The following is a 14,854-nucleotide window of genomic DNA, read 5'->3' on the forward strand; positions in this document are numbered from 1 at the left end:
GCGGGAGAGTCGGTCAGCGCCAGGCCACCCAACCGAAAACACACTCACCACCGCGGGGTGGAGCAGCCCGGTAGCTCGTCAGGCTCATAACCTGAAGGTCACAGGTTCAAATCCTGTCCCCGCATCCCAACCAATGACAAAACAAAAGCCCGTCGCCAAAAAGCGACGGGCTTTCCGCGTTCAGCACCCTCGCAGCCAAGCATTAGCGCATTTTCCGATCAGTCTGGGTCATATCCTGCTGCGCTGAAGTAGTTGGCGCACTCTCTTGGGGAGAAGAGCTGGCTGATGCGTCCGATGGTTTTGCACAGGCCGTCAACGGTGCGCTCGGCAGCTTTGCGCAGCAGGGCTTTGAGCTTGGCAAAGGCGTTCTCGATCGGATTAAAGTCGGGGCTGTAAGGCGGCAGGTAGAGCAGGCTGGCCCCAACGGCTTCGATGGCAGTCCGAATGCCAGGCCGCTTATGGCTGCCGAGATTGTCCATGATGACGATGTCTCCAGGACGCAGATCGGGAACGAGCACCTGATCGACATAGGCCTGAAAGCTCACGCCATTGATCGGTCCATCGAGCACCATCGGCGCGACCATGCCGGTGTTGCGCAGGCCGGCGACGAAAGTCGTGGTCTTCCAATGACCATGCGGGATCGCGGCACGCAGCCGTTGGCCTCGCAGCGCCCGGCCTCGGCTGCGGGCCATGCTGGTACTGGCCCAGGTTTCATCGATGAACACCAGACGGTTTGGGTCGAGATCGAGTTGTCCCTCGAACCATTCGAGGCGTCGCCTCAGGACGTCGGGGCGGTCCTGCTCGGCGGCGTGGGCCGTCTTTTTTTGCGCGTGATCCCGTGCCGCTTGAAGAACCGCCAGATCGCGCTCTCGCTGCAGGACAGGCCAGCCGGGGCCAACTGCGCCCGGATCTCCGCTAGGGTAAGATCGGGCTGGCGCTCCACCAGGTCCAGGATCAGCGCAGAATGGGCCTCGACCCGGCCGGAGCGACGATCACCTCCCAATGCGCCAGGCGTCACCGAGCCCGTTTCACGAGCCAGGGTGCACCAACCAATGGCGCTGGAGATGCCGACGCCAAAGCGAGCTGCCACGCGTCGTCGCGAGGCACCCTCAGCCACCGCAGCAACCACACGTTCCCGCAAATCCACCGATAGGGCTTTCGACATCTCTGCCAGCCTCCTCGCCGGCAGATAGCTTGAATCGGACTTCAACCGTGTCGGGGAAGGCTACCGATTCATTTAGGTCGAGGAACGCTCTAGACGGCAAGGCACGGGATGGGAGGCGGGCGATGCCGCCCTGTTCCTGATCTCTCACGAGACGCCCTAGGTGGCCGGGTAAAGTCTGTTGGTCGATGGCGGGCTGCGGGTGGGCATTTTGCGCGAGGCGTGACCGCCCGGACGCCCCATGAGCGGCGGCCCGGGCAACCCCGGGCCGCTCTCGGTCATCAGCGATCAGCGGCCGATCGGCCGATCGGTCGTGTCGCTGTAGCCGGTCCAGCCGCCGGCCCGGTAATCCGCCTCCCGTGCCGCGAGGTCGACATGCGTGTAGCGGTCGAGGATCGCGCGCGCTTCGAGCTCGCGGGCATCGTCGATCTTCACGGTGACCAGGCTGCCGCCCCGCCGCATGCCTTCAGCGTAGACATGCGCTTCCTCCTCGCTCACGCCGAGGCTCGTCAGGCTGCCGATGAGTCCCCCGGCGGCGGCGCCGGCGCCCGCGCCGGTCAGCGTCGCGGCGAGGATGCCGGCCGCGACGACGGGGCCGAAGCCGGGGATCGCGAGGGCGCCGAGCGCGGCCGCGAGGCCGGCCCCGCCGCCGACCAGCGTTCCCACGGTGGCGCCGACGCCGGCGCCGGATTTGGCTTCCTGCTCCTCGAGGACCGGCGTCGTGCCGTAGCGGTTGTCGGGATTGCCGGCGGCGATGCCGATGTCCGCATGCGAGAAGCCGGCGGCTTCGAGGTCGCGAACCGCCGCGAGGGCGTCGTCATGCTGGTCGAAGAGGCGGCTGATGGTCTTGGTGGCCATGATGATTGATCTCCTGGGTTCTGTTGCTTCGGACCGGCTCAGCGCGCGGGGGCGGCGCCCTCGACGACGTTGCCGCGGAAATCGACGCCGACCGCCGTGACCGTGCCGTTCCGAGAGGCGCGCCCGCGCCAGACTCCCTGATCGTCCTTCTGCAGTTCGGTCACATTGGTGAATCCTGCGGCTTCGAGGCGGCCGCGGGCCTGGGCCTCGGTGAAGCTGTTGGCGCCGGCGGCGGGCGCCGCGGTGACGGGCTGGCTCGGTGTCGCGGACGGCGCCTGGGCGCTGGCGAGCGACGCGCCCGAGACGGCGGCAGCGACGATGGCGATGATGAATGTGGGCCGCATGTCTGGTCCTCCTGGATGATGGCTGTGCCGTATGCACTCGCATGGGCTTAACGGCGAAAGGACCGTGGAGTTCAGGCGGAGGTAACAATTCTTGCGGCAAGGCAGGCCGCGACGACCCGGACGGTGACCATGTACGCCGCGGCGCGGCAGCCTCGCCCGGAGCGTGCCAAGGCGCCTGGGACGCCCGCGATCAGGTGGCGTCCGGCAGCGGTTCCGGCAGATGGTCCCTCAGGCTTCGGAAGGTCACCGACCATCGGGGGAGTTCCATTTCCGCGATGCTGTGCTCCCAGTCGTGCCGCGCCTCCCCGGCGAGGTGGTAGGCGCCGCGGGGCGGCAAAGGAAGGTTCACCCGCTCGAACTTCCCGCCCTGGCGTCGCCGGAACCGCATGGTGGCCGCCGCGCCGAGCGAGAGACCGACCACATGCTCATAGGCCGGGCGGTCCTTGTGCCAGCCGATGCCTGCGCCGGGACCGTAGCGGATCAGAAGCGCCTGGCGGAGATCCTCCTCGGCCAGTCGGGCGAAGCGCGCGGCGCGGCTGCGATAGGGGAGCAGCCATTCGGGAAAGGGCCCGCCACGCTGCACCCGGCCGGCGTCGAAGTCATAGGTCCAGCCATAGGAGGTCGTCAGCCGCTTGCCCGTCCAGCCCTGGAAGCGAAAGGGCGACAAATCCGCCGCATCGATCGCGGCGATCAGCGACTTCTCCTCCGTCGCGGTGACGAGGTCGTTCGTGGTGGCGAGGCCGGGCAGGGGCGGTGCACCGAACAGGTCCAGCATGTTTACGCCTCTCCCTGGCAGATCGCGCGCCCGCGCCGCCTGCGGCCACGCCCGGTCCACGCTGTAGTCTAAGTGGTCTCGAACATATAGGGAACATGCTGCGCAGGCCGCGGCCGGCGGAAGGGCGTGAATGATCGCGACCGGCGATGCGTCCATTGAAACTCGCGCCACGGCAGGGGGTTCTATGGGAGCCCTTCCATCCGAACCGTTCAGCACGGGGTCATCATGTCCGACGAATACGAACTCCTCCAGCAGCGCATCCGCGAGAGGGCCTACGAGCTTTGGGAAGAGGCCGGCTCGCCCGAAGGCGAAGAGCAGCGATTCTGGCACGCGGCCAGGATCGACATCGACCAGCAGGAGGCGAAGCTGGACAAGGAGGTCGCGGCCAGCTTTCCCGCGAGCGATCCCCCCTCTTCCTCGGTCGTAACGGGCGCCACCGGCGAGTCCCCGGCCACCGAAGCTCTCGACGAAACGGGCGCCCCCGTCGCGAAGGCGAAGCCCGCCAAACGCGGCGCCAAGTGAGGCGCATCGAGGCGGGCTCGCCCTTTCCCTTCGGCGCCACGGTCACGCAGCGCGGCACCAACTTCGCCATCTTCTCCGACAATGCGGAGGGGATGGAGCTCTGCCTGTTCGACGGCCTGGGCGCGACGGAGCAGGAGCGCATCCCCGTCACCGAATGCACGGACGGCGTCTGGCATTGCCATCTCCCGGGCATCGGCCGGGGCCAGGTCTATGGCTGGCGCGTGCACGGACCCTGGGCGCCCGAGGCGGGGCATCGCTTCAATCCGGCCAAGCTGTTGCTGGATCCCTATGCGCGGCAGCTCGTGGGGGAGATCCGGTGGGACGACGCGCTGCATGCCTATCCCATCGGCGCCGGCGACGATGCGGACCTCCAGCTCGACGATCGCGACAGCGCGCCCTTCATGCCCAAGGCGCGCGTGGTTCCCGAACTGCCGCTGACCGCGACCTCGCCGCCGCGCAACTTCTGGCCGCGCACCATCATCTACGAAGCGCATGTGCGTGGGCTGACCATGCGCCACCCGTTGATCCCCGACGAGGCGCGGGGCACCTTCGCCGCGCTGGGCTCCGCGCCCATGGTGGAGCATCTCCAGCGTCTCGGGGTGACGGCGCTGGAACTGCTGCCCGTGCAGGCCTTCACGCAGGATCGCAACCTCGTGGAAAAGGGGCTGGCCAACTACTGGGGCTACAACACGCTCAACTTCTTCGCCCCCGAGCCGCGCTATCTCGGCGCCGGCGGGCTCGAGGAAATCGCGATGGCGGTCGACCGCCTGCACCAGGCCGGCATCGAGGTGATCCTCGACGTGGTCTATAACCACACCTGCGAGGGCAATCACCTCGGGCCCACGCTGTCGTGGCGGGGCATCGACAATGCCAGCTACTACCACCTCATGCCCGGCGAGCCGCGCTTCTACGACAATCTCACCGGCACCGGGAACGCGCTGAACACCAGCCATCCCCGCGTGATGCAGATGGTGATGGACAGCCTGCGCCTCTGGGCCACGGTCTATGGCGTCGACGGTTTCCGCTTCGACCTCGCGACCACCCTCGGCCGGCGTCCCGACGGCTTCGATCCGGGGCATCCGCTCTTCCTGGCCATGCGGCAGGACCCGGTGCTCGGGCGATGCAAGCTCATCATGGAGCCCTGGGATGTCGGACCGGGCGGCTATCAGCTCGGCAATTTCCCGCCCGGATTCTCGGAGTGGAACGGCGACTATCGCGACGTGGTGCGCGACTTCTGGGTGGGATCGGAGGGGCTGCTGCCCGCCTTCGCGTCCCGCTTCGCCGCCTCGTCGGACCTCTTCGCCGGAGGGCGGCGGCGGCCGTGGTCCAGCGTGAACTTCATCACCGCCCATGACGGATTCACGCTGCAGGACCTCGTCTCCTACGATCACAAGCACAACGAGGCCAATGGCGAGGACAACCGCGACGGCCACGACGACAACAAGAGCTGGAACTTCGGCGCCGAGGGCGAGACCGACGATCCCGAGATCCTGGAGCGCCGCGCGCGCCAAAAGCGCAACCTGCTGGCATCGCTCTTTCTCTCGCAGGGCGTGCCGATGATGCTGGCCGGCGACGAGATGGGCAATTCGCAGGGCGGCAACAACAACGCCTATTGCCAGGACAACGAGATCGGCTGGGTCGACTGGGACAAGCAGGACGAGGCGCTCACCGGGTTCGTCGCGCGCCTCACCGAGCTTCGCAAGCGGCGCAGCGCGCTGTCGCGTCCCGCCTTCCTCACGGGCGTGCGCAACGAGCGCGGCGTGCCGGACGTCGCCTGGTTCGCCGTGAACGGCGCCCGCATGACCGAAGAGGAGTGGAACAAGCCGCATGCCAAGTGCCTGGTCGTGCGGCTGGCTCCGGCGGCGCAGGGCGATGCCAGCCTGCTCATCATGCTCAACGCGGCGCATCACGGCATCGACTTCACCATCCCGCCCGGCGGCACCGGCCAGTGGGAAGCGGTGCTCGACACGGCCGAGCGCCTCGAGGGCGAGCGCCGCGCCACGGGCCAGACCGTCATCGCGGAAGGCCGTTCGCTCATTGTCTGGGAGGCGCGGGCGTGACGACGCGCTTCGGTCCTGTGCTGCGGCCGGACGGCACCTTGTTCCGCCTCTGGGCGCCCGATGCGAAGCGCGTCTCGCTCGCGCTGCCGGAGGGCGACCCGATCCCGATGCGGGCCGGGCAGGAGGGCTTCTTCGAGCTGATGCGGCCCGATGCGCGCGCCGGCCAGCGCTATCGTTTCCTGATCGGCGACCAGCCCATCCCCGACCCCGCCTCGCGCCGGCAGGAGGGGGATGTCATGGGCTGGAGCGTGGTGCGCGCAGACCTGCCGCCGCTGCGCCGCCCCACGCCGCCCAGGCCCTGGCACGAGGTGGTGCTGGCCGAGCTCCATGTCGGCACGGCGACGCCCGAGGGCAGCTTCGAGGCGCTGATCGGCCGGCTGGATCACTTCGTGGATTGCGGCATCACCGCCATCGAGCTGATGCCCGTCGCGGATTTCCCTGGCCGCCGGAACTGGGGCTATGACGGCGTCCTGCCCTTCGCGCCCGACGAGGCCTATGGCTCGCCCGCGGCGCTGCGCGTCCTCGTGGATGCGGCGCATGAGCGCGGGCTCGGGGTGATGCTGGACGTCGTCTACAACCACTTCGGCCCGGAGGGAAATTTCCTGCCCCTCATCGCCAGGCGGTTCTTCACCGAGGCCCACCACACGCCCTGGGGCGCGGCGATCGACCTGGAGCAGCCCCTGGTGCGGCGCTTCTTCGTCGAGAATGCCCTGATGTGGCTCGGCGAATACGATTTCGACGGGCTGCGCTTCGATGCCGTGCATGCCTTCGCGCCGCCCGGCGGCGACCTCCTGCTGGCGGAGTTGGCCGAGGCCTGCCGCGCCCTGAAGCCCGAGGCCTGGCTCGTGCTTGAGAACGACCACAATGCCGCGCGGTGGCTGGAGCGGGACGGCGACGGCCAGCCGCGCTTCTACACCGCGCAATGGAACGACGACGCGCATCACGCGCTGCATGTCACCGCCACGGGCGAGGGCTCGGGCTACTACGCGGATTATGCGGAAGATCCCGTCGCGGCGCTCGGGCGCGCGCTGGCCGAGGGCTTCGTCTATCAGGGCGAGGCCTCCGCCCATCGCGACGGCCAGCCGCGCGGCGAGGTCTCGGCGCGGCTGCCGCCCCAGGCTTTCGTCAACTTCGCGCAGAACCACGACCAGATCGGCAACCGGCCGCTCGGCGACCGGCTGGCGGCCGCGCTGGAGCCGGAGCGCCTGGCCTTCCTGCGCTTCCTTCTGCTGATGGGGCCGGCCATCCCCATGGTCTTCCAGGGCGAGGAGGCGGGGCTGGAGACGCCCTTTCCCTTCTTCTGCGATTTCTCCGGCGACCTCGCCGAGGCCGTGCGCCAGGGCCGCGCCAGGGAGTTCTCCGAATTCTTCGCCACGGCCGGCGAATTGCCGGATCCGCTCGCCCCCGAGACGATGGAGGCCGCAAGGCTCCCCTGGGAGCGCATGACGCCGGCCGCGCTGGCCGCCTTCCAGACCCTGGCGGCGCAGCGCCGTCGGCTGGTCTGGCCGTTGCTGGCGACCGCCTATCACGGTGCCGAGCTGCGGCGGGAGGGCGCCATCCTGTCCTGGCGTTGGGGCTTCGATGCGGGGGTGCTCTGCCTCCTGGCGAATCCGGACGTCGTGCCTTCGGAAATCCAGCTTCAGCCGCGCCAGGACGGGGTGACGGCAGGCGACGCCGTCTTCGACGGCACGCATACGCGGCTCGGCCCCTGGTCGGCCTGCGCCTGGGTGGAGCCCACATGACCCGTCCCGACTGGCGCGCGACCTACCGGCTGCAGCTTCACGCCGGCTTCACCTTCGACGATGCGCTGGCGATCCTCCCCTATCTGGAGGAGCTGGGCGTCAGCCATGTCTACGCCTCGCCGCTCTTCGCCGCGCGACGGGGCTCGGCGCATGGGTACGACGTGGTGGATCCGACGCGCATCAATCCCGAGCTCGGCGGCGAGGAGGGATTCCGCCGGCTCAGCGACGCGCTGCGCGGGAAGGGCATGGGGCTGCTGCTCGACATCGTGCCCAACCACATGGTCGCCGACCGCGCCAACCCCTGGTGGATGGGCGCCCTGGCCGGCGGGCGCGAGGGGCCGGGCGCGTCCATCTTCGACATCGACTGGGAGCGGCACCCGCAGCTCCTTCTGCCGGTGCTCGGCGATACCCTGACCGAGACGCTCGCGCAGGGCGCCATCACGCTGGATCTGGCGGGCGAGGGGTGGCTGGTGGCCTGCGCCTATGGCGAGCACGCCTGGCCGCTGCGCCGGGAGGATGCGGCGGAGCTGCTGGAGGCTGCCGGTCTTGCCGCGCAGGGCGGCCACTGGCTATCCGACCGCTCGCCCGATTTTTCTGCCGCGCGCGCGGCGCTGCGGGCCCTGGACCCGCCGCAGCGGGAGGCCCTGCGCGCCGTGCTGCGCAAGCAGGACCTGCCCGCCCTGCTGGACCGCCAGCACTGGCGCCCGCTGCACTGGCGCTCCGGCCGCGACGCGCTGTCCTCGCGCCGCTTCTTCAATGTCAACGAGCTGGTGGGCGTGCGTGTGGAGCGGGAGGAGGTCTTCGCCCTCACGCATCGGCTGGCGCTGGAGCTGGTGCGCGAAGGCCGGGTGGACGGCTTTCGCATCGACCATATCGACGGCCTCGCCGACCCGGCCGGCTACACGGAACGCCTGCGCGAGGCCGTGGGGCCGGGCGTGCCGGTCCTGGTGGAGAAGATCCTCGGCCCGGGGGAGGAACTGCGCCCCGGCTGGCCCGTGGACGGAACCACCGGCTACGAGCGCCTGAACGTGCTGAACCGGCTGTTCGTTTCCGGAGAAGGCTATCGGACGCTGGCCACGCATCTGGAGGCGCAGGGCTGGGTGACGGGTGAGCCGGCGGCGCGCCTCGTCGCCGCCAAGCGCCAGATGCTGGAGGAGAGTTTCTCGCCCGAGCTGGACCAGCTTGCCGACCTCGCCGGGTCGCTTGCCGATCCGGAGCGCGCGATCGAGTTCGCCCGGCCGACCCTGCGCGCGGCACTCGCGGCCCTGCTGGTGCATTGCCCCGCCTATCGCAGCTACCTGACCGGCGCGCCGCCGGGCCCGGAGGACCGCGCCCTCTGGGAGGCGATGCTCGCCGGCGCCGAGGCCGAGGGCGATCCCTGGACCGCCTCCGCCGCGCGCTGGCTGGCGGAAATCATCCTGGCCGGCGGGGAGGGCGCGGCGGCCGAGCTTCGCCTTCGGTTCCAGCAGCTCAGCGGGCCTTTGACGGCCAAGGGCCTGGAGGACACCGAGTTCTATCGCTACGTCGCGCTGACCTCGGTGAACGAGGTGGGCGGCGAGATCGAGGCCGCGGCGGGCGACATCGGCGCGTTCCACGCCTGGGCCACGCGCCGCGCCGCGCTGAATCCGCTCGACCTGACGCCGCTCGCCACCCATGACACCAAGCGCGGCCCCGAGGTGCGGGCGCGGCTGAATCTCCTCTCCCTGGAGCCCGAGGCCTGGATCGCCGCCTGCACGCGCTGGATGGAGACGAACACCGCGCTTCGCCCGGCGGAGGGCCCGGACCCGGCGGACGAGTGGCTGATCTACCAGACCATGCTCGGCGCCTGGCCGATCGGCGCCGACCGGCTGCGCGAATACCTCACCAAGGCCCTGCGCGAGGCCAAGCGACACACGCGCTGGGAGAATCCGCAGGAGCCCTATGAGCAGGCCTGCCTGGGCTTCGCCGCCGCCCTGCTGGAGGATCCGGCCGCCGAGGGCTTCCGCCGGGACATGGCGGCCTGGGCGGAGCGGCTGACGCTGCCGACCCGCGTCAACGGCCTCGCGCAGACCATCCTGCAGCTCACGCTGCCAGGCGTGCCCGACCTGTACCAGGGCACCGAATGGTGGGACTTCTCCCTGGTCGATCCCGACAACCGCCGGCCCGTGGACTATGCCGCGCGCGCCACGGCGCTCCAGGCCCCCGTGCCGGGACTGGCGGAGGATGCGACCGGCCTCTCGAAGCAGCGCGTGATCCAGCGGCTGCTCCGTCTTCGCAAGGAGCGGCCCGGCCTGTTCCAGGGCTATCGGCCGCTCGATGCGCCCCCGGGCTTCCTAAGCTTCACCCGGGGCGAGGGCGCGCTGCTGGTCATGGTGCCCCTCGAGGCCGAGAAAGCCGTCTCGCCTCCGGCGCTGCCGCCCGGCTCGTGGCGGGATGTGCTGGCGGAGGCCGGGCCGGCGGGAGGGCCGTTTCGTGTCCTCGTTGGGCCGTGAGCACGGCCGCCGGCGGAGGACCGTCCGGTCTCAGCCTTCGTCCAGCTCGGAATCCCAGTACAGGTAGTCCCGCCAGCTCTCGTGCAGGTGATTGGGCGGGAAGCTCCGGCCATTTTCCTGCAGCTCCCAGCTCGTCGGCTGGCGCGGCATGTGGCGCGGCGTCATGTGGCACTCGCGCGGCAGCTTGTCGGCCTTGCGCAGGTTGCAGGGGCCGCAGGCCGCCACGACATTCTCCCAGCTCGTCCGCCCGCCCCGGCTGCGCGGGATCACGTGGTCGAAGGTGAGGTCCTGCGCGGGCAGGTCCTCGCCGCAGTACTGGCACTCGAAGCTGTCGCGCAGGAAGACGTTGAAGCGCGTGAAGGCCGGGCGCCGGGCCGCGGGGATGTACTCGCGCAGCGCGATCACCGAGGGCAGCCGCAGCGCGAAGGACGGCGAGCGCACCTCGGTCTCGTATTCGCTGAGCACCGAGACGCGGTCCAGCACCACCGCCTTCACCGCATCCTGCCAGGACCAGACGGACAGCGGAAAGTAGGAGAGCGGGCGGAAGTCGGCGTTCAGCACCAGGGCAGGGAAGCCGCCCGGGCCGGAAATCTGAGGAATGAGACTGCCGTCGGGCAAGCGATGCTCCTCCTGGCCGCGATGGCGGAGGTTCCGACGCCGGGAGAGGCTAGGCTTCCGGACTCGGGTGCGCCGCCAACAACTGCGCCGCATGCATGACACCCTTGCCGCACTGCCGCAAGTCGGGGCTATTGCGCCGATGCGCCTTTCATGGGCCCGTCACAAGCCCTTGCGGCAACGGCCGATTCGCGCGAGAGCCGCGCCATGATGCCCGAGATGCCCGCTGGAAGCGTGACGCGCTTCGCGCCTTCGCCCACCGGATTGCTGCATCTGGGCCACGCGCATGCGGCGCTTTTCGCGCGGCGGACGGGGGCGCGGTGCCTGCTGCGGATCGAGGACATCGACGCCGGCCGCTGCCGGCCGGAATTCGCGGCGGCGCTGATCGAGGATCTCGCCTGGCTGGGCCTGGAATGGGACGGAACGCCGCGCGTGCAGTCCCGCCATTTTATCGACTACCGTCGCACCCTGGACGCGCTGGCCGGGCGCGGGCTGCTCTACCCCTGCTTCTGCACGCGCGGCGACATCGCCTCCGCGATCGCGGCCCAGCACGGGGTGCCGGCGCATTCCTATCCCGGCACCTGCCGCGGAATGCCGCGCGGGGAGGCCGAGGCGCGGATCGCGCGGGGCGACGCCCATGCGCTGCGGCTAGACGTCGCGCGGGCCCTGGCCGCGACGGGGCCTCTCGCCTTCACCGACCTGATCCAAGGCCCGCGCCGCTGCGCGCCCGAGGCCCAGGGCGACGTGGTGCTGGCCCGCAAGGACACGCCCGTCTCCTACCACCTCTGCGTGACCCATGACGACGCGCTCCAGGGCGTCACGCTGGTCACGCGTGGCGAGGATCTGCTGGAGGCGACCGACATCCACCGCCTGTTGCAGGCGCTGATGGGCTGGCCGGAGCCGCTCTACGCGCATCACGCCCTGATCCTGGGGCCGGACGGGAAGCGCCTGGCCAAGCGGGACAGGGCGCCGACGCTGCGGGCGCTGCGGACGGCGGGGCACCGGCCGGACGAGGTGCGCGCCATGGCCGGATTCTGACAGCCTCGCGCCGGGTCCCGGCCGCCCGGCGCCCTGCACATTCCCGGCGGACGGCATCGCGGCTAGCCTCGGCGCCGTGACGCCCAGAACAACCGGCCTGCTCCTGCTGCTCGCGACGACCGTCAACTGGGGCGCCACCTGGCCGCTGCTGAAGTTCATCATGACCGAACTGCCGCCGCTGACGCTGCGCGCCTGGGGCGCCGGCGCCGCGGCCCTGCTGCTGATCGCGATCACGAAAGCGCTGGGCGTCCCGCTCGCCGTGCCGCGGAGCCAGAGGGTGCGGCTGGGACTCTATGCGCTGCTCAACGTGACCGCCTGGATGGCCCTGGGCACCCTCGCGCTCCGTTGGCTCTCGGCCTCGGAAGGCGCGATCCTGGCCTATACCATGCCGATCTGGACCGCCCTCTTCGCCTGGCCGATCCTCGGCGAGCGGCCGGGCCTCGGGCGCATGGCGGGGCTGCTCATCGGCTTCGGCAGCGTGGCCGTGCTCTTCGCCGGGCGCGGCGCCGAGGTGGGAATCGAGAAGCTGCCGGGCATGGCGCTCATCCTCGCCTCCGCCGTGCTCTTCGCGATGGGCTCGGTGCTGTCCAAGCGCATGCCGCTGCGGCTGCCACCGCTCTCCGCGCTGACCTGGCAGATGGCACTCGGCGCCATCCCCATGCTGGCCCTGGCGCCGTTCCTGGAGCATGCGGATGTGGGCGCCGTCTCCGGCGCGGTGTGGTTCTGGTTCGGCTGGATGGTGATCTTCTCGATGGGCTTGTCCTACTTCACATGGTTCGGGGCGCTGGCGCGGCTACCCGCCTCCACCGCCGCGCTCGGCACCTTGCTCGCGCCGGTCCTGAGCGTGGTCGGCGCGGCCGTGGTGCTGGGCGAGCCGCTGGGCCTGCGCGAACTCGGCGCGCTGGGCGGCGTGGCCGTCGCCGTCACCCTCGCCATCACGCAGCCGGAGCGCCACGCATGAGTCTTCCCCTGATCCGCCTGCTGCCGGCCCGCGACAGGCGGGTGAAATCCGGCCATCCCTGGGCCTTCTCGAACGAGATCGCCATGAATGCGGAGCTGCGGGCCCTGCCGCCCGGCAGCCCCGTGCGGCTGGAGGGCGACGACGGGATGAAGCACGGCGTCTGGCACTTCAACCCACACAGTCTGATCGCGGCCCGCGTGCTGGACCGCAATCCGGAGGTCGAGCCCGGCGGCAACTGGTACCGGCGGCGGCTCTCCGACGCGCTGGCGCTGCGGGCGCGGCTCGGCGTGCCGAATTTCTGCCGGCTGGTGCACGCCGAGGCCGACGGGCTGCCGGGCCTCGTGGTGGACCGCTTCGACGACGTGATCGCGCTGCAGGCCAATACCGCGGGCATGGAGGCCGCGACGCCGCTCATCGTGAAGGCGCTGGGGGAATTGCTGTCTCCGCGCGCCATCGTGTCGCGCAACGATTCCGCGGTGCGCACGCTCGAGGGGCTGGCGCTCGGCTCGGGCCTGCTGCATGGGACCGAGGCGCGCGCCCGCGTCGAGGAGGGCGGCATCGGCTTCGAGGTCGACCTGCTCTCCGGCCAGAAGACCGGCTGGTTCTTCGACCAGCGCGAGAACCGCGCGCGCGTGGCCGCCCTCGCGAACGGCGCCACCATGCTCGACGCCTTCTGCCACACCGGCGGCTTCGGCCTGCTGGCGGCCAAAGCGGGCGCGGCCCAGGTGACGCTGCTCGACCGTTCGCAGCCCGCGCTGGACCTCGCCATGGCCACGGCCGCCGCCAATGGCCTGGCCGAGCGCGTGGCCGCCCAACGGGGCGAGGCGCTGGAGGCGCTGGAGCGCATGGTCGGCGCGCGGAAAACCTTCGACATCGTGGTGGCCGACCCGCCGGCTTTCGCCAAGTCGCGCAAGGACATCCCGGCGGCGCTGCGCGCCTATCAGCGCCTCGCGCGGCTCTGTGCCCAGCTCGTCGCGCCGGGCGGCTACCTGTTCATCGCCTCCTGCTCGCACCATGCCGCGCCGGCGGAGTTCTTCGAGGCGGTGGCCCAGGGCGTCTGGCGCGCGCGGCGCGAGGCGCGGATCCTCTGCAGCTCCGGGGCGGGGCCGGACCATCCGGTGCATCCCATCCTGCCGGAGAGCGCCTATCTGAAGGCGCAGCTGCTCCAGCTGGCATGACGCGCGACGCGGCCTATCGGCGAACCCTCTACCGGAGCGGCGGGGTCGTGGTGCGCGTGGGCTGGCGCAGCGCGAGCGCCGAGGCCTGGATGGCCCGGCACGGCGCGCACGAGGCCTGGTTCCTGGGGGCGTGGAACCCGTTCAGCCGGAGGATGCCGCCGCGCTGGAACGAGGCCGCGCATCGGCGGCTGCGGCGGGACGTCGCTTCGCTTCCTGCGTCCGAGGCCGAAGGCAGCCTGGGCCGATGGTCGGAGGATATGCTGCTCCTCGCGGCCAGGACCGCGACGATCCGCAGGCTGATGCGCCGATACCGGCAGGCTGCCGTGGTCCACGTTCCGAGACAGCGACGCGCCCGTCTGCTGTGGCAGGCGCGCCCCATGCGGTCGTGGGCGTCGAAGACTTTCCAACGCATGGGAATCACCGCAGGGTGACGGCGGGAGAGGCGGGCGCAGTGTCGCGCTGGCCGCCGCCGGAGATGCCAGGATGCGCTACGTCGCCGAGATGCAGGTGGCCCAGAACGATTTCGAGCTCGGCTTTCCGAGCATCAACTGCTGCAACGCCGTCATCTATGCGACCAACCGCGGCCTCTTCGGCTTCCACAGCTACGGCGGCGACACGAAGGCCAAGTGGGACGAGCGCGCGGCTCTCTTCGCGCAGTTCGTCCTTGCCGCCGCCGCCGGCCCGGTGACGGGAAGCCGCCTCTACAGCGTGACCTTCGTCGGGCGGCGAGGCTACTCCTCGCCGGATGAATGGCGGGAGGAGCTGGTGGCCTATGCCGATGCGTTGCATTTCGGCGGCAAGCTCCGGGGCGTCGATCTGTCGCAGATCCTTCTCGGCAACGGAGACTCCGCCTATGTCCGGGCGCGGCGGGCCGGCGACAAGTGCGAGATCTGCTGCAAGCCCTGGAGCGATGCCGATCGGCTGACCTTCGGCGTCCCCAATCCCGCTCTGCACCAGGAGATGTTCACCCAACGCGTCGCGGGCCACAATCAGATCACGCTCCGGAACATCCCGGGCCAGATCCTGACGCACATGAACCAGGCGGGGGCCAATCGCGCCCATTCCAGGCGGCTTCGGGGTCTCTGACCGCCCATGCTTCCTGTCACGACGGTCGCCTCCGCGCCGCCG

At 70.4% G+C, this 14,854-nt stretch carries 14 protein-coding genes and 1 tRNA gene; 10 read left to right on the forward strand and 5 right to left on the reverse strand.

Annotation, left to right across the window (positions count from 1 at the left end; all coding sequences use genetic code 11):
• The first annotated feature begins 51 nt into the window (after positions 1-51).
• Positions 52-125: transfer RNA gene (locus tag EJV46_RS01455), tRNA-Met, on the forward strand.
• 93 nt (positions 126-218) lie between these two features.
• Here EJV46_RS01455 and EJV46_RS01460 read toward each other — a convergent pair.
• From EJV46_RS01460 to EJV46_RS01475, 4 genes are all read right to left on the reverse strand, one after another.
• A protein-coding gene (locus EJV46_RS01460) for an IS630 family transposase (RefSeq protein ID WP_131546813.1) occupies positions 219-1,165 on the reverse strand; the annotation gives its coding sequence in 2 pieces (ribosomal slippage) (positions 219-829 and positions 829-1,165; 948 coding nt in all).
• Positions 1,166-1,450: 285 nt separating this feature from the next.
• Positions 1,451-2,020, reverse strand: coding sequence for a hypothetical protein (locus EJV46_RS01465; protein ID WP_131546814.1), 570 nt, complete (start codon positions 2,018-2,020; stop codon positions 1,451-1,453).
• Positions 2,021-2,058: 38 nt separating this feature from the next.
• Positions 2,059-2,364: a hypothetical protein gene (locus EJV46_RS01470; RefSeq protein WP_131546815.1), complete on the reverse strand. Its 306-nt coding sequence runs from the start codon at positions 2,362-2,364 to the stop codon at positions 2,059-2,061.
• Positions 2,365-2,554: 190 nt separating this feature from the next.
• A complete protein-coding gene (locus EJV46_RS01475; protein WP_131546816.1) occupies positions 2,555-3,139 on the reverse strand; it encodes an alpha-ketoglutarate-dependent dioxygenase AlkB in 585 nt (194 codons plus the stop codon).
• Positions 3,140-3,364: 225 nt separating this feature from the next.
• Between EJV46_RS01475 and EJV46_RS01480 the strand changes: the two genes are divergently transcribed.
• From EJV46_RS01480 to treY, 4 genes are read left to right on the forward strand one after another with little or no spacing between them, the layout of a single operon-like run.
• Positions 3,365-3,661 (forward strand): DUF2934 domain-containing protein, encoded by a 297-nt coding sequence (locus tag EJV46_RS01480; protein WP_131546817.1) that lies wholly within the window; start codon positions 3,365-3,367, stop codon positions 3,659-3,661.
• On the forward strand, positions 3,658-5,721 hold the full coding sequence (glgX, locus tag EJV46_RS01485) for a glycogen debranching protein GlgX (protein ID WP_131546818.1): 2,064 nt from the start codon (positions 3,658-3,660) through the stop codon (positions 5,719-5,721). Before EJV46_RS01480 ends, glgX begins: the two co-directional genes overlap by 4 nt.
• Positions 5,718-7,463 carry a malto-oligosyltrehalose trehalohydrolase gene (gene treZ / locus EJV46_RS01490; protein WP_131546819.1) on the forward strand — a complete coding sequence of 582 codons (1,746 nt, stop codon included), beginning with the start codon at positions 5,718-5,720 and terminating at the stop codon, positions 7,461-7,463. Before glgX ends, treZ begins: the two co-directional genes overlap by 4 nt.
• Complete coding sequence (gene treY, locus EJV46_RS01495; RefSeq protein ID WP_131546820.1) at positions 7,460-9,934, forward strand: malto-oligosyltrehalose synthase; 2,475 nt, start codon at positions 7,460-7,462, stop codon at positions 9,932-9,934. The genes treZ and treY overlap by 4 nt, the downstream gene beginning before the upstream one ends.
• A gap of 30 nt (positions 9,935-9,964) precedes the next feature.
• On the opposite strand, the gene EJV46_RS01500 is transcribed toward treY, so the two are convergent.
• A complete protein-coding gene (locus EJV46_RS01500; RefSeq protein WP_240782357.1) occupies positions 9,965-10,552 on the reverse strand; it encodes an HNH endonuclease in 588 nt (195 codons plus the stop codon).
• A gap of 216 nt (positions 10,553-10,768) precedes the next feature.
• Between EJV46_RS01500 and gluQRS the strand changes: the two genes are divergently transcribed.
• From gluQRS to EJV46_RS01525, 5 genes are all read left to right on the forward strand, one after another.
• Positions 10,769-11,587: a tRNA glutamyl-Q(34) synthetase GluQRS gene (gene gluQRS / locus EJV46_RS01505; RefSeq protein WP_131546822.1), complete on the forward strand. Its 819-nt coding sequence runs from the start codon at positions 10,769-10,771 to the stop codon at positions 11,585-11,587.
• Between the two features lie 76 nt (positions 11,588-11,663).
• Entirely contained in the window at positions 11,664-12,548 is an 885-nt protein-coding gene (locus EJV46_RS01510) for a DMT family transporter (RefSeq protein ID WP_131546823.1), read from the forward strand.
• Positions 12,545-13,726 carry a class I SAM-dependent rRNA methyltransferase gene (locus EJV46_RS01515; protein ID WP_131546824.1) on the forward strand — a complete coding sequence of 394 codons (1,182 nt, stop codon included), beginning with the start codon at positions 12,545-12,547 and terminating at the stop codon, positions 13,724-13,726. Before EJV46_RS01510 ends, EJV46_RS01515 begins: the two co-directional genes overlap by 4 nt.
• Positions 13,723-14,157, forward strand: coding sequence for a DUF3293 domain-containing protein (locus EJV46_RS01520; RefSeq protein WP_131546825.1), 435 nt, complete (start codon positions 13,723-13,725; stop codon positions 14,155-14,157). Before EJV46_RS01515 ends, EJV46_RS01520 begins: the two co-directional genes overlap by 4 nt.
• A gap of 52 nt (positions 14,158-14,209) precedes the next feature.
• Positions 14,210-14,812, forward strand: coding sequence for a hypothetical protein (locus tag EJV46_RS01525; RefSeq protein WP_131546826.1), 603 nt, complete (start codon positions 14,210-14,212; stop codon positions 14,810-14,812).
• Positions 14,813-14,854: the final 42 nt, after the last annotated feature.

The organism is Roseococcus sp. SYP-B2431, assembly GCF_004336745.1.
Taxonomy (GTDB): domain Bacteria; phylum Pseudomonadota; class Alphaproteobacteria; order Acetobacterales; family Acetobacteraceae; genus Roseococcus.

Coding starts and splice junctions, on each gene's coding strand:
- EJV46_RS01465 (WP_131546814.1), bottom strand. CDS start 2,020: ATGGCCACCAAGACCATCAGCCGCCTCTTCGACCAGCATGACGACGCC.
- EJV46_RS01470 (WP_131546815.1), bottom strand. CDS start 2,364: ATGCGGCCCACATTCATCATCGCCATCGTCGCTGCCGCCGTCTCGGGC.
- EJV46_RS01475 (WP_131546816.1), bottom strand. CDS start 3,139: ATGCTGGACCTGTTCGGTGCACCGCCCCTGCCCGGCCTCGCCACCACG.
- EJV46_RS01480 (WP_131546817.1), top strand. CDS start 3,365: ATGTCCGACGAATACGAACTCCTCCAGCAGCGCATCCGCGAGAGGGCC.
- treY (WP_131546820.1), top strand. CDS start 7,460: ATGACCCGTCCCGACTGGCGCGCGACCTACCGGCTGCAGCTTCACGCC.
- gluQRS (WP_131546822.1), top strand. CDS start 10,769: ATGCCCGCTGGAAGCGTGACGCGCTTCGCGCCTTCGCCCACCGGATTG.
- EJV46_RS01515 (WP_131546824.1), top strand. CDS start 12,545: ATGAGTCTTCCCCTGATCCGCCTGCTGCCGGCCCGCGACAGGCGGGTG.
- EJV46_RS01520 (WP_131546825.1), top strand. CDS start 13,723: ATGACGCGCGACGCGGCCTATCGGCGAACCCTCTACCGGAGCGGCGGG.
- EJV46_RS01525 (WP_131546826.1), top strand. CDS start 14,210: ATGCGCTACGTCGCCGAGATGCAGGTGGCCCAGAACGATTTCGAGCTC.